The following is a 14,135-nucleotide window of genomic DNA, read 5'->3' on the forward strand; positions in this document are numbered from 1 at the left end:
GTATTTCTTTAAATCATTACATGAAAAAAAACCATTTAAGATTCTGTTAAATAAATAGAAAATAATTACTATGTTTCGACATCAAGGAAAAAACAGAACTTTTATCCATAATCTACGTTTAGCCACCTTATTGTCATTTGTTGCTGGAATAGTGAATATTACCGGAGTATTATCGATACAAACCTTAACTACGAACGTAACAGGTCATTTTGCCTTTTTTGCCGAGGAAATAATGAAACGAGATTACAAAGCGGCCATAACGTTTTTTATTTTGACTCTATTCTTTTTATTAGGTGCTTTTATTTCCAGTTTATTAGCTGAACTTTCTTCTAAAAATAATCCCGATTTATCTCACGTAATTCCTATTTCGCTTGAAATGTTAATATTAATGAGCGTTGGTTTTTTTGGATCAAAAACCGACTTAACGAGTTTTGAAGGAAAATGGATCGCTTTCTCAATGCTTTTTGCAATGGGAATGCAAAATGCTATGGTAACAAAAATTTCGCAATCGATTGTTAGAACTACACATTTAACTGGTCTTTTTACCGATTTAGGAATTGAATTATCACAATTATTTTTCTACAAAAAACCAGTTGAAAATAAAAAATTACAAAAGAGCATTTACCTTAGAATCTCTATTATTACCTTCTTTTTTCTTGGTTGCTTTTTAGGTGGTTTCGCCTTTCATAAATTACAGATCAAAACGCTTTTTATTGCAGTTGCATTCCTTTTGTTGGCACTTTTATACGATTATATTCGTTTGCAATTTCATGTTATAAAGCGCCGAACTTTAAGGCATTAAAAAAATGTTATTAATCTTACTTTTTGAAGGCAATTATAACAATTCAAATATAGATTTGAACATTTATTCTGTTCCTAGGTAATTTTTTAAAGCAGACCCTATCATTTTTTTTTAAACCACTAAGAAAAAATAAGCTTAAGCGTTAGTAACGTAAATTAGTTATATTTTTTAATACTAATTTCTATTATTAATAGTGGTTTTAATAGCAACTGAACTTAATTATACTGCATGATTACCTAAATATTAGGAAAAATCGTAAAAGCAAAAAGCATTGGCACATAGAAATCCCCTAAATTTGCTTATCTGCTTTTTTCGATAGTATTACAATTTTAGGAATGTATTTTAGTGTAATAAATGTAATACTGAGGTAAATTAATAATTAAAATTGCTTAAAGTAAGCCATTGTATTTACGAACAAACCACTCTGTTGCAAGTAAACTGGCGATAATAATTAGTAACCAAATCCAATCAATCAACGGTGTTTTAGTTACAATATCTTTTTGGATTGCTTTGTATTCATCATTTTCTAAAAGTGTTTTAATTAATACATCTATTTGGTCAGGATAAAATTCTTTGCCATGTGTTTGTGAAGCTAATTGCGTTAGCTTTTCTACATCGGGATTTACAAATTGTTTTTCAATGTCAAAATCAAGAATTTCAAAACTGCTGGAATAAGTAGAGTTGGAAACTAATTCCTTCACTGTAAAGTTATAAGCTCCTGCTTTAAGTCCGTCAAGATTTACTTTGTAAAAGTTATTTCCTTTTAGTAGATCGTAATTTTTAGTTTGTTTCGTTTTGCTATTAGTTACTGCAATAGTTAAACGCGCTTTTTCATCAAATTCATAATTTTTATTAAAATATTGAGCCGTAATTTCTAACGCATCACCAAAATTATAAAAACGTTCATGCTCCACTACTAGCGATTTTTTTGTGGTATTTGAAGCTAAAAATTGAATAATTTTATCAATAAAAATATCATACTTTTCAAAAGATTGATGGTTGATATGCGTTTGTAATCGCCATTTCCAGCTATTTTCACCCAGCAAGTAAGCAGCTCTTTTACTTTGATTTTCTGTAAAAGCAAGCAAAGGAGAATTAGTTTCTATATTTCTAATTTTAGACGAAAGCATAATAGATACAATACCATTTATAGAAATTGATCCAAAAGCATTTTGCAATGGTGGCAAATTTTCAAACCCAATATTTTCTGTCGCAAATAAATTAAACTGAGAATTAAAAACCGTCAGGTAATCTTCTTTCCCACCGCTCATTTTAAATTCCAAATCGTTTTGTTGCTGATTTAAAAAATTGAAATCAGTACTATTACCAGTAATTATAAAAGTATTTACTCCAGCTACTTTATTGTTTTCAAATACCGTTTTAAATGCTGTGGTAGGTTGGTATAAAATCACCACATTATAATCCTGTGCTGCTTTAACATCATTGGGCTTTAGGATTGTAACCTTACGTTGCGCATTGGATTCAATTGCTCTTTTTAAAGCTCCTAAATCAGGATGATTTATTGCCGAAACAATAGCGATGTTTGTTTTCTGATCAATTATTTCAACAGCAAAATTCTTCGTATTGTTGTACGTGTTTATTTCTTTTTCTGATGACGAGATACTCGCTTTAAAAACTTGTATTCCTATATTATCAGCCGGTAAAAGAATATTTACACTTGCAGTTTTTTTTAAAGAAGTAAAGGAAATGGATTGCTTACTAATAATAGAATTTCCTTGAGAAATAACAAAATCAGCTGTTACAGTTTTAGTTCCTGAGTAATTTAAAAAAGCTTCTACAGGAAATTTATTCTTATGAAAAGCATATTTGTTAACATTAAGCTGATTTATTTTAAAATCTAAAAAAGTAGTAGTATCGCCGAGGATAATAGGATAAACTTTATTTACATCTCCAAAACTATAAACGTAATCATTACCCGAAGTTTGATTTCCATCAGATAACAATACCGTTGGATAATTTTTGTTTTTATAAATACTTTTTAGATTTTTTGCAACAAGCTCTAAATTGGACTGATTCCCTTTAAAATTAAATAATTCCGAAGCTTCAAAACCATCTGAAAATTGATAGGATTGCACTTCAAATTTCTCTTGTAAATCAGGATTAGCTTTTATTTTTTTATAGAGTTCACGAACTTTGGCATCCGCCTTTAAAAAAGGAATAGAACTGGAATTATCTATAACAATGGGCAAAGGTGTTTTGACGATCTCTAATGTTTTCTTGGTAATTATTGGATTAATCAATAATAGTAGAATACAGAAAATGGATAAAAAACGTAAAAAAGCCAAAAACAAACCTATGTTAGATTTGTTTTTGGCTTTATAAAGGTATTGAAAATAAGACAATACGGCTGCTATTAATAAAGAAACCAATAATAATAGAATGCTGTTTGTTGTCATATTTTAAGAATAAAAAGTATAAGATTATAGAGATAATTAACCAATCATCTATTTAAAAATATTAAAATCTTTAAATTTTACAATCTTTGAATTGAATATTATGTCAGCATTCCTCCGCAAACATTCATTACTTGACCAGTCACATAAGCACTCATATCAGATGCGAAAAACAAACAAGCGTTAGCTACATCTTCTGTAGTTCCGCCGCGTTTCAATGGGATTCCGTCTCTCCATCCTTTCACCACATCTTCATTTAGTTTAGCTGTCATTTCAGTTTCGATAAATCCTGGCGCAATTACATTACAACGAATGTTTCGCGAGCCGAGTTCTAAAGCTACTGATTTAGAAAAACCAATGACACCCGCTTTTGAAGCCGCATAATTCGTTTGTCCTGCATTGCCTTTTACGCCTACCACTGAACTCATATTGATAATAGAACCAGAACGTTGTTTTAAAAAAGTGCGCTGAATAGCCTTGGTCATGTTAAAAACCGACTTCAAATTAACGTCAATCACTTTATCAAAGTCTTCTTCAGACATACGCATTAGTAAGTTGTCTTTAGTAATTCCAGCATTATTAATTAAAATATCTACCGTTCCAAATTCAGCTAGTACTGCATCAACAAAAATTTGAGCTTGATTGAAATCGGCTGCATCAGATTGATATCCTTTTGCTTTAATTCCAAGTGCATTCAATTCGTTTTCTAACGCATTAGCTGATTCGACAGATGAACTATATGTAAAAGCAATATTTGCACCGTGTTTTGCAAAAATTTCTGCAACTCCTTTACCTATTCCACGACTTGCACCTGTAATTATTGCAACTTTTCCTTCTAGTAATTTCATATTATAAGACTTTGTTTATTTTTTATTTGAATCTGTTCCCATCCCCACGCTTGGGAAGGCTACAATCCTTTATATTTTTTTCTATAATAATAAAAGGATTTTCACTTTTATCCCAGCTTGCTACCAACTGTCAAATATATAATAAATACCTTTTAAAAAAAATTTGAAATTATTAACATTGCCAGACATAATCACTTTAGTTCTTAAAAATGCGAGCAAACCATTTATCCCAAAAATTAGCGTAAATCGCAACTAACGTAAAAATAAGAAGGAATAAATGATACCATGCATTGTTAAGTAAATCAAAAAAAGTCAGTTTACCATTTGCAAAGCTTAAGATCAAAAGCACTTGGGCTCCATACGGCAGAATACCCTGAATTACACACGAAAAAATATCAAGAATTGTAGCGGTTTTTCTTGAATCTAGGTTGTATTCATCGTTAATTTCTTTCGCAATTGAACCTGTAACTACAATGGATACCGTATTATTAGCAATTGCTAGATTAGTTAAACCAACTAATGCACCTATACCCATTTGGGCAGATTTCTTAGTTTTAATCCGTTTTTTTATCTGATTTAAAACATAATCAATCCCGCCAGCTTTATCAACCATAGCAGCCAATCCGCCCGTAAGCATAGAAAGTAGAAAAATATCGGTCATACTGGTAAAACCTTCATAAATTTTTTGCGTAAATTCCAAAAGACTAAAATTATTTTGATAAAACCCGATAAATCCTGCAAATAAAGTTCCAATTATTAAAGTTGAAAAAACATTAACGCCAGACACCGCTAATACAATCACTAATATATATGGAATTATAGTAATCCAATTGAAAGAAGTTGTGGGAATAGCAACCGTTACAATTTCAGAGTTTAGGCCTAAATAAAAAAACACCATAATTGTAATTAATGAAGCAGGCAATGCAATAAACAAATTGATCTTGAATTTATCTTTTAATTTACAGCCTAATGATTGCGTGGCTGCAATTGTCGTATCGGAAATCATCGATAGATTATCGCCTAACATAGATCCTCCTAACAACGCACCAGAAATTAAAGGTAAAGAAAGGCCACTCCTTTCGGATAAACTTACGGCTATAGGTCCAATAGCGACTATTGCTCCCACTGAAGTACCTGTGGCTGTAGAAAGAAATGCAGCAATTAAAAATATACCTAGAGGAAAATAAGCTACATCTATATTATTTATTCCTAGACTAACAACAGCATCTACCCCGCCAGTAGCTTTACTAACTACTGCAAAAGCTCCCGCTAGTAAATAAATAAGACACATTGTAATGATTTTACTTTCTCCACAACCTGCTATCAAAAGGCTAACTTTTTCCTCCATAGGAAATTTAAAAAGTATAAAGGCAGTAATGATACCCACTAAAACGGCAATTGGTGAAGGAAGGGCATAAAAATCATCGAGCCAAATACCTATTCCTAAGAAAGTGGCAATAAAAATAAGTAATGGAATTAAAGCAAATGGATTACCATTATTTTTTGCATTAGTTGTCATAATCAATTTCTAAATTAATTTAGTACCACAAATAACAAAAAAGCAAAACAGGAATAAAAACAACATTTTTTCCAAAGGATTTGGCTTATCGTTTTAGCACCTTGCTTGTTGTTGCAGGTTGCTATCTCCATCAAAGAGATTCGTGATAACGGCGACAAAAGTAATGTTTTTTTCAGTAAAACAATTTAAAATTTCGCTTTATATCATAAAAAAAGGCTTTACTAAAGTAAAGCCTTTTAAGTATTAAATTTAGGTAAATATAATTTAAAATGCTACGTTCCATTTTGGTAATCTACCGTTTTCATCTAAGAAATTTTGTAAAACTTGACCTTCAATAAATGTTGGAATTACTTTAGTTTGATCATTAAAAGTTTCATACCACACCACCTCAAGAGTAGAAATATCTTCAATTTTCATTTGTGCTGGCCACGAAAATTTTCTAGCTGTTTTAGCAAACTGATGTCCTTCAACAATTTTATCTTTCAAGCCACCATTTTTAATTTTTAAAGTTCCATCATTTTGAATCGTGCCAGTTGAACCTACCATGATTAACTCCTTCTCCTCTCTAACAGCATAAACTAGAAATACTCCTGATCCTTCAGAAGCGTTACAAACTTCAGCTAAACTGTCTTCAGTTGAAAATGAAAACTGATTAGATACTTTAAATTTTTTTAATTCCTTATACATATTTTTTATATTTTATCACAAAAGCGCACAGGCTTAAAGTGTTTTATTAATTATTTACTATTCGAAAGAATAATCTAACAATGTATTTTAATAAAAATACCCCACAAGAGCGCGAGGTATTTTTTCAATTACTCTATTTTGGTTTAACCCAATACTTCTTTTACTTTCTTACCAATTTCAGCTGGAGAATCTACAACATGGATTCCACATTCTCTCATGATTTGTTTTTTAGCTTCAGCAGTATCGTCAGATCCACCTACAATTGCACCTGCGTGACCCATTGTACGTCCTGGAGGCGCGGTAACACCTGCAATAAAACCTACAACTGGCTTACGGTTTCCGTCAGCTTTTATCCAATGTGCAGCATCGGCTTCTAATTGCCCACCTATTTCACCGATCATAACTATACACTCTGTTTCAGGGTCATTCATCAATAATTCAACAGCTTCTTTAGTAGTTGTTCCAATGATTGGATCGCCACCAATACCAATAGCTGTTGTAATTCCTAATCCTTGTTTTACTACTTGATCAGCAGCTTCATATGTCAAAGTCCCTGATTTAGAAACGATTCCAATTGTACCTTTCTTGAAAACAAAACCTGGCATAATTCCAACTTTAGCTTCACCTGGAGTTATGATTCCTGGACAGTTTGGTCCAATCAATCTTGCATTTCTTTCTTTAACATAACTGTTTGCTTTTATCATATCAGCAACAGGAATTCCCTCAGTAATTGCGATAATCACTTTAATACCTGCATCTGCAGCTTCCATAATTGCATCAGCAGCAAAAGCTGGTGGAACAAATATAATAGTTGTATCAGCTCCCGCTTGCTCAACAGCATCTTTTACAGTGTTAAAAACAGGTCGGTCAAGGTGAGTTGATCCTCCTTTTCCTGGAGTTACACCACCTACAACATTTGTTCCATACTCAATCATTTGAGAAGCATGAAACGTACCTTCACTTCCTGTAAAACCTTGAACAATTATTTTGGAATCTTTATTAACTAAAACACTCATGATATATTATTTTATGTAGTTTTTAAATCGTCACGCAAAAGTATAAAATTGTAAGCACTAAATGGGTATGCACTATTTAGTTTTTTGATATAAAATTAAGACAATTGACTCATTTGGTAACCTCGGAATAATTTATTGTCTTTTATTTGCCAAATAACCATAAAATGAGCTAACAACATCTCTTCTCTTGGATTTTCAATAGTTTTGACATAATGTGAATATCGCAAAGAAACCATATCATTTTCACAAACAATATGACTAATGCGAACTTTCGATCGAACATACGCTTTACTTAATTCACCTGATAACTCTAAAACAGCCTTGTAATCAAGTTCAACAAATCCTCGACTGCTGTTCCATTCGACAATTATTTCAGGATGTAAAAATTCCTTTAATACCTCACCGTCAATTAAGGCATCCGACTTATAAAATTTTTTAACAATTTCTTTAGCAGACATATTATTTTATTTTATTTAAGATTTCTGGTATTTTCTTGATATTGGCCAACTGTTTTAATTTTTCTCTTGATTCCTCAATTGGTGTACCAAAATAAGACTTTCCTCCTTCTACAGATTTAGTAACTCCTGTTTGACCTAAGATTACTGCCTTAGCGCCTATCGTAATTCCACTTGTTGTTCCCACTTGTCCCCAAATGGTAACTTCATCCTCAATTATCACACAACCAGCAATACCCGTTTGAGAAGCGATCAAACATTTCTTACCTATCACCGTGTCGTGTCCTACATGTACTTGATTGTCAATCTTTGTACCTTCGCCAATGATAGTGTCTCCTGTAACTCCTTTATCAATAGTACAAAGTGCTCCTATTCCAACATTATCCTTAATTATTACCCTTCCTCCAGAAAGTAACTGATCATAACCTTCTGCTCTTTTTTTATAGTAAAAAGCGTCGGCGCCTAAAACTGTACCGGCATGAATAACTACATTATCACCTATTACGGTATGGTCGTAAATGGATACGTTAGCATGTATCAAACAGTTTTTGCCAATTACAACTTCATTTCCAATAAAAGAATTTGGCTGAATAATTGTTCCCTCACCTATTTTTGCAGAAGCAGCAATCGAAACATTTGAAAATTGAAACGGTCTAAAAAACTGTGTCAACTTATTAAAATCTCTAAATGGATCATCTGAAATCAATAAAGCTTTACCCTCAGGACGATCGACTTGTTTATTTATTAAAACAATGGTAGCCGCTGATTGCAAGGCTTTATCATAGTACTTAGGATGATCTACAAAAACTATATCACCTGCTTCAACAACATGAATTTCATTCATTCCTGTTACTGGGAAATTACGATCACCGCTATAATCACATCCGATAATAATCGCAATTTGTTCTAAAGAATAAACTTTGGGAAATTTCATAATATTAATTAGAAAATGTTTTAATTAGAAAATATGAAAATTATCAAATTATCACATTTTCTAATTATCAAATTACTTACTCTTTTACGCGTTCCATATAATTTCCAGAAGTAGTGTCAATTTTAATTTTGTCACCTTCATTTATAAATAAAGGAACATTTACAGTTGCACCGGTTTCAACTGTTGCTGATTTTGTTGCATTTGTTGCCGTGTTTCCTTTAATTCCTGGCTCTGCATAAGTGACCTCAAGAACTACTGAAGCTGGCATATCTACAGAAAGAGGCAAATCAGTTTCTGTATTAATACTTATCATTACATTTTCTCCTTCTTTTAATAATCCTGGCGAATCTAAAATATTTTTATTTAATGTAATTTGTTCGAAAGTTTCTGTATTCATAAAATGAAATTCATCACCTTCAGGATATAAAAACTGAAATTTATGGTTTTCAACTCTTACCTCTTCAATTTTATGTCCTGCAGAAAAGGTATTGTCTAACACTCTTCCATTAGTTAGACTTCTTAATTTTGTTCTCACAAAAGCAGGTCCTTTTCCTGGTTTTACATGAAGGAATTCTACAATTTTATATATGTCATTATTGAACTTAATACACAATCCGTTTTTAATGTCTGATGTTGATGCCATTTATGATTTGGTTTTGGCTATTAGCTTTAAACTTCTAGCGATTTATATTTCTTTATTTTTTTTTTAGCTTACAAAGAAGTGTCAGTAGCCAATTACTTTTTCTAGTAATTACCTGAGTATCCTTTCATTACACCTCGCGATGAATTCCTAATGAAATCAATAATTTCATCTCTTTCTGGAGTTGCTTCCATCTCTGCTTCAATAATTCCTAAAGCTTGTGTTGTGTTGTAATTTTTTTGATATAAAATTCGGTATATACCCTGAATTTCTCTAATTTTTTCTAATGTAAAACCTCGTCTTCTTAATCCCACTGAATTAATACCTACATACGACAATGGCTCTTTTGCTGCTTTAGTGTAAGGAGGAACATCTTTTCTCAACAGTGAACCGCCAGAAATCATGGCGTGATCGCCTATGCTTATAAACTGATGAACCGCTGATAATCCACCAATGATTGCATAATTCCCCACAGTAACATGACCTCCTAAAAGCACTCCATTTACTATAATTACATTGTTACCAATGTGGCAATCGTGTGCAATATGTGCCGTAGCCATAACAAGACAATTGTCTCCTAATGTCGTTTGACCAGATGCTACTGTACCTCTATTGATGGTAACGCATTCTCTAATAGTACAATTATCACCAATGATAGCCAGAGAATCTTCGCCACCAAATTTTAAATCCTGAGGAACTGCTGCTATTACTGCACCTGGAAATATATTGCAATTTTTTCCAATTCGCGCGCCTTCCATTATGGTTACATTAGAACCTATCCACGTTCCATCTCCAATAATTACATTGTTATGAATAGTTGTAAATGGTTCAATAACTACGTTTTTAGCTATTTTAGCGCCTGGATGCACATAGGCAAGTGGTTGATTCATTTTTTTTTGTTTAATCGATTAAATGTTTAACCGATTAATCGAATAATCGATTAATCAAATCAACAAAAATTATTATTTTTTTGCAATTTGAGCCATTAATTCCGCTTCGGCAACTAATCTTCCATTTGCGTAAGCATTCGCTTGCATGTGACAAATTCCTCTTCTAATTGGAGTTATTAGATCACATTTAAAAATTAATGTGTCTCCAGGTAAAACCTTTTGCTTAAACTTCACATTATCTATTTTCATAAAGTATGTCAAATAATTTTCTGGATCTGGAACGGTGCTTAATACTAAAATTCCTCCTGTTTGAGCCATCGCTTCCACTATTAAAACTCCTGGCATAACTGGCGCTTCAGGGAAATGTCCTACAAAGAAATTTTCATTCATAGTAACATTTTTCATCCCTACCACATGACTTTCTGACATTTCAATAATTCTATCAATGAATAAAAATGGAGGTCTATGCGGAAGAACCGACATTATCTTATGAATATCCATCAATGGTTCAAGATTTAAATCATAAACAGGAACAAAATTTCTTTGCTCAATTTTGATGATTTTAGCCATTTTCTTTGCAAATTGTGTATTTACAAAATGTCCCGGTTTATTAGCTATTATTTTACCTTGTATTTTTGTACCAATTAATGCTAAATCTCCCACCACGTCTAGCAGTTTATGTCGAGCAGCTTCATTAGGATAATGTAAAGTAAGATTGTCTAATATTCCATTTGGTTTTACCGTAATTTCATCCTTACCAAAAGCAACTTTTAAATTTTCCATTGTTGCTGGGGATATTTCCTTATCAACATAGACAATAGCATTGTTTAAATCACCGCCTTTTATTAAACCCTCTTCTAAAAGAAATTCTAATTCATGCAAAAAGCTAAATGTTCTAGATTGAGCAATTTCAGTTTTAAAATCAGCAATGCTCTTCATATTTGCATTTTGGGTACCTAAAATTTTTGTACCAAAATCTACCATTGTAGTAACACAAAAATGATCACTTGGCATCACTAAAATTTCGCTTCCAGAAGCTTCATCTGTAAATGAAATAACTTCTTTTACAACATACACATTTCTCTTAGCATTTTGTTCTTGAATTCCCGCCGTTTCTAATGCTTCAACAAAATATTTTGATGAACCATCCATTATGGGAAGTTCTGAAGCATTTAGTTCAATTGTTATATTATCAATATCACAACCTACTAAGGCAGCTAAAACATGTTCAGGAGTTTGAATTTTTACTCCTAATTTTTCTAAATTAGTTCCTCTTTGTGTATTGACTACATAATTTGCATCTGCTTCAATAATAGGATGTCCTTCAAGATCGACTCGAACAAAAGTAAAACCATTGTTTACCGGAGCTGGCTTAAAGGTCATTTTCACTTCTTTACCCGTATGCAGTCCAACACCAGTTAACGAGATTTCTGCTTTGATGGTCTTCTGTTTAACCATTGTTTCCATTTTTTTGGTTTAATATTTGTTTTTTTAATTCTGTAATTTCTGTTACAAGCTTTGGTAAGTTTTTAAAATGAATAAATGACTTGCTAAAATCATTATATCCAAATGCGGGACTTCCTTGTATGATTTCATTATCTTTTATATTTCTTCCTACGCCTGATTGCGCTTGAATACGAACATTATTTCCAATAGTTAAATGTCCTGAAATTCCAACTTGTCCGCCAATCATTCCATTTTTACCAATTTTAGTCGAGCCAGCAATACCAGTTTGCGCAGCAATAACGGTATTTTCACCAATTTCAACATTGTGAGCAATTTGAATCTGATTATCGAGCTTTACTCCTTGCCTAATAATAGTAGATCCCATTGTTGCTCTATCAATTGTAGTGCAAGAACCTATGTCTACATTATCTTCAATAATTACATTTCCTATTTGGGGTATTTTAGTGTAAGTTCCATCTGGATTTGGCGCAAAGCCAAAACCATCAGATCCGACTACTGACCCGGAATGAATTACACAATTATTTCCTATAATTGATTCTGAATATATTTTTGCACCAGCGAAAAAAGTAACGTTATCGCCTATCACAACATTATCACCTACAAAGCAATTGGGATAAATTTTTACATTGTTACCTATAATAACATTCTCTCCGATATAACTAAAGCTTCCTAAATACAAATTCTCACCATATTGCACGGTGGCAGAGAGGAATGAAGGCTGCTCAATTCCGCTTTTATTATTTTTGACTTCGTTATAAAATTCCAATAGTTTTGAAAATGCCGCGTAGGCATCAGGTACTTTTATTAGTGTGGTGTGGACAGCGTTTTCTGGGAAAAATGTGTCATTAACTATTGTAACTGACGCTTGTGTAGTATATATGTAGTTTAAATATTTAGGATTTGATAAGAAAGTAAGAGAACCAGCAGCACCTTCTTCGATTTTTGACAATCTAAAAACTTCCACCATTGGATTACCAACAACTTCTCCTGCTAAAATCCCCGCTATTTGCTCGGCTGTAAATTTCATCTTATCGAATTGTATTTTTCATAGATATAAGATGAGTATTGATAAATAATATCCTGTAGCTATTCAAAAAAAAAGTTTTAACTTGTTTCATTTTGACAAAAATATAAAAAAATAGATTTTAAACAGCGATTTCTAACAGTTGTTTTGGAAAACAGATATAATACTTCGTTACTGATTTAGATAATGATTTTAAATTCAGCTGATCTGACGACTCTATTACATCTTCAACTGTGTTGTCTTTTCTTAAAATTCGTATCGGCTCTACTTCTTTGCTATAAGCTTGATTCTTAATTTTACCTTTAAAAATAAAATAACCTGCATCTACTAATGAAATATGATTTTCCTCAGCAAAACGCTCTTTTAATGGTTGTAACTCTTCACTAGCGACTTTTTTGCTAGTTAATTTAATTTTAAGTAAATCTCTATTAACAATCATTTTGCTTAACGACGATAAAATGAAATCTTCATTTCGTTGCCAAGATTTTAATGCTCCAATGATATCAAAATCATCCAGCTGTGCAAAAAGGTCTAAAGTTTTTGGATCAAAAGTTTCGATAGTTACTTTATTTTGCATAAAAAATAATAATGGCTCACTGCATGGAAGAAGTACTCCTTTTAAGGTTAGTTCTTTAGCACGTTTTAAGATTTTCATCAAAATCAATTCAGCTACTAAATTTGTTTTGTGCAAATATACTTGCCAATACATCAAACGGCGGGACATCAAAAACTTTTCTACTGAGTAAATGCCCTTTTCTTCAATTACTAAATAGTCATCCACAACATTCATCATTTGAATCAGTCGTTCTGAATTAACATTTCCTTCAGCAACTCCAGAGTAAAAACTATCTCGTTTTAAATAATCCATTCGATCCATATCTAATTGACTAGATATTAACTGCAACATGAATTTTCTATTATAATCACCTTTAAAAACTTGAATGGCTAAACTTAATTGTCCTTGGAATTCAATATTCAGTTGATTCATAAACAAAAGTGATATTTCCTCATGATGAACATCCTCAACAATGCTTCTTTCCATCGCATGTGAAAACGGACCATGACCTATATCATGAAGTAAAATGGCAATATATAATGCGTTTTCCTCCTCTGAGGAAATTAATATTCCTTTAAAACGCAATACATCAACTGCTTTTTGCATTAAATGCATGCAACCTAATGCATGATGAAAACGAGTATGATTTGCGCCCGGATAAACCAAATAGGACAATCCCATTTGCGAAATTCGACGCAAACGCTGAAAATAAGGATGCTGAATTAAATCATAAATTAAGGCGTTAGGTATGGATATAAAACCATAAATAGGATCATTAAATATCTTGAGCTTATTAATTTGAGTCACTACATTTTTATTTAGATTAACAAATATAAGAATTCTTTGCTAAACTGCTGATTTGTTTAAAGGCACTATTGAATAT

13 protein-coding genes and 1 riboswitch are annotated in these 14,135 nt (G+C 32.0%); of the genes, 1 reads left to right on the top strand and 12 read right to left on the bottom strand.

Annotated elements, in window-relative coordinates:
- The first annotated feature begins 70 nt into the window (after nucleotides 1–70).
- On the top strand, nucleotides 71–802 hold the full coding sequence (locus RCH18_RS10945) for a YoaK family protein (protein WP_326936798.1): 732 nt from the start codon (nucleotides 71–73) through the stop codon (nucleotides 800–802).
- Nucleotides 803–1,191: 389 nt separating this feature from the next.
- On the opposite strand, the gene RCH18_RS10950 is transcribed toward RCH18_RS10945, so the two are convergent.
- The 12 genes from RCH18_RS10950 to RCH18_RS11005 all read right to left on the bottom strand — a co-directional run bounded on the left by RCH18_RS10950 (nucleotide 1,192) and on the right by RCH18_RS11005 (nucleotide 14,059).
- Complete coding sequence (locus tag RCH18_RS10950; protein WP_326936799.1) at nucleotides 1,192–3,219, bottom strand: hypothetical protein; 2,028 nt, start codon at nucleotides 3,217–3,219, stop codon at nucleotides 1,192–1,194.
- 98 nt (nucleotides 3,220–3,317) lie between these two features.
- A complete protein-coding gene (gene fabG, locus RCH18_RS10955) occupies nucleotides 3,318–4,064 on the bottom strand; it encodes a 3-oxoacyl-[acyl-carrier-protein] reductase (RefSeq protein WP_326936800.1) in 747 nt (248 codons plus the stop codon).
- A 196-nt stretch (nucleotides 4,065–4,260) separates the two neighbouring features.
- Nucleotides 4,261–5,583, bottom strand: coding sequence for a Na+/H+ antiporter NhaC family protein (locus RCH18_RS10960; protein ID WP_326936801.1), 1,323 nt, complete (start codon nucleotides 5,581–5,583; stop codon nucleotides 4,261–4,263).
- A gap of 55 nt (nucleotides 5,584–5,638) precedes the next feature.
- Nucleotides 5,639–5,737: riboswitch (SAM-I-IV-variant riboswitch) on the bottom strand.
- Between the two features lie 110 nt (nucleotides 5,738–5,847).
- Nucleotides 5,848–6,270, bottom strand: a complete 423-nt coding sequence (locus RCH18_RS10965; protein WP_326936802.1) for a hypothetical protein — start codon at nucleotides 6,268–6,270, stop codon at nucleotides 5,848–5,850.
- Nucleotides 6,271–6,413: 143 nt separating this feature from the next.
- On the bottom strand, nucleotides 6,414–7,286 hold the full coding sequence (sucD, locus tag RCH18_RS10970; protein ID WP_326936803.1) for a succinate--CoA ligase subunit alpha: 873 nt from the start codon (nucleotides 7,284–7,286) through the stop codon (nucleotides 6,414–6,416).
- 95 nt (nucleotides 7,287–7,381) lie between these two features.
- Nucleotides 7,382–7,744, bottom strand: a complete 363-nt coding sequence (locus tag RCH18_RS10975) for a nuclear transport factor 2 family protein (protein WP_326936804.1) — start codon at nucleotides 7,742–7,744, stop codon at nucleotides 7,382–7,384.
- A gap of 1 nt (nucleotide 7,745) precedes the next feature.
- Entirely contained in the window at nucleotides 7,746–8,675 is a 930-nt protein-coding gene (locus RCH18_RS10980) for a UDP-3-O-(3-hydroxymyristoyl)glucosamine N-acyltransferase (protein WP_326936805.1), read from the bottom strand.
- A 76-nt stretch (nucleotides 8,676–8,751) separates the two neighbouring features.
- Nucleotides 8,752–9,318: an elongation factor P gene (gene efp / locus RCH18_RS10985; protein WP_326936806.1), complete on the bottom strand. Its 567-nt coding sequence runs from the start codon at nucleotides 9,316–9,318 to the stop codon at nucleotides 8,752–8,754.
- A 101-nt stretch (nucleotides 9,319–9,419) separates the two neighbouring features.
- Nucleotides 9,420–10,205: an acyl-ACP--UDP-N-acetylglucosamine O-acyltransferase gene (gene lpxA, locus RCH18_RS10990; RefSeq protein ID WP_326936807.1), complete on the bottom strand. Its 786-nt coding sequence runs from the start codon at nucleotides 10,203–10,205 to the stop codon at nucleotides 9,420–9,422.
- A 72-nt stretch (nucleotides 10,206–10,277) separates the two neighbouring features.
- Nucleotides 10,278–11,663 carry a bifunctional UDP-3-O-[3-hydroxymyristoyl] N-acetylglucosamine deacetylase/3-hydroxyacyl-ACP dehydratase gene (locus RCH18_RS10995; RefSeq protein ID WP_326936808.1) on the bottom strand — a complete coding sequence of 462 codons (1,386 nt, stop codon included), beginning with the start codon at nucleotides 11,661–11,663 and terminating at the stop codon, nucleotides 10,278–10,280.
- Nucleotides 11,656–12,699, bottom strand: coding sequence for a UDP-3-O-(3-hydroxymyristoyl)glucosamine N-acyltransferase (lpxD, locus tag RCH18_RS11000; protein ID WP_326936809.1), 1,044 nt, complete (start codon nucleotides 12,697–12,699; stop codon nucleotides 11,656–11,658). The genes RCH18_RS10995 and lpxD overlap by 8 nt, the downstream gene beginning before the upstream one ends.
- Nucleotides 12,700–12,817: 118 nt before the next feature.
- The gene (locus RCH18_RS11005) at nucleotides 12,818–14,059 is read right to left on the bottom strand and encodes an HD domain-containing protein (RefSeq protein WP_326936810.1); all 1,242 of its coding nucleotides are present in this window, start codon (nucleotides 14,057–14,059) and stop codon (nucleotides 12,818–12,820) included.
- Nucleotides 14,060–14,135: the final 76 nt, after the last annotated feature.

The sequence above is a fragment of the Flavobacterium sp. PL11 genome (assembly GCF_035985025.1).
Lineage (GTDB): Bacteria > Bacteroidota > Bacteroidia > Flavobacteriales > Flavobacteriaceae > Flavobacterium.

Bases quoted from the DNA above. Each gene is read 5' to 3' on its own strand.
- RCH18_RS10975 (WP_326936804.1), bottom strand. From the start codon at position 7,744: ATGTCTGCTAAAGAAATTGTTAAAAAATTTTATAAGTCGGATGCCTTA.
- RCH18_RS10950 (WP_326936799.1), bottom strand. From the start codon at position 3,219: ATGACAACAAACAGCATTCTATTATTATTGGTTTCTTTATTAATAGCA.
- RCH18_RS10995 (WP_326936808.1), bottom strand. From the start codon at position 11,663: ATGGTTAAACAGAAGACCATCAAAGCAGAAATCTCGTTAACTGGTGTT.
- sucD (WP_326936803.1), bottom strand. From the start codon at position 7,286: ATGAGTGTTTTAGTTAATAAAGATTCCAAAATAATTGTTCAAGGTTTT.
- RCH18_RS10960 (WP_326936801.1), bottom strand. From the start codon at position 5,583: ATGACAACTAATGCAAAAAATAATGGTAATCCATTTGCTTTAATTCCA.
- RCH18_RS10965 (WP_326936802.1), bottom strand. From the start codon at position 6,270: ATGTATAAGGAATTAAAAAAATTTAAAGTATCTAATCAGTTTTCATTT.
- RCH18_RS10980 (WP_326936805.1), bottom strand. From the start codon at position 8,675: ATGAAATTTCCCAAAGTTTATTCTTTAGAACAAATTGCGATTATTATC.
- fabG (WP_326936800.1), bottom strand. From the start codon at position 4,064: ATGAAATTACTAGAAGGAAAAGTTGCAATAATTACAGGTGCAAGTCGT.
- lpxA (WP_326936807.1), bottom strand. From the start codon at position 10,205: ATGAATCAACCACTTGCCTATGTGCATCCAGGCGCTAAAATAGCTAAA.
- RCH18_RS10945 (WP_326936798.1), top strand. From the start codon at position 71: ATGTTTCGACATCAAGGAAAAAACAGAACTTTTATCCATAATCTACGT.
- lpxD (WP_326936809.1), bottom strand. From the start codon at position 12,699: ATGAAATTTACAGCCGAGCAAATAGCGGGGATTTTAGCAGGAGAAGTT.
- efp (WP_326936806.1), bottom strand. From the start codon at position 9,318: ATGGCATCAACATCAGACATTAAAAACGGATTGTGTATTAAGTTCAAT.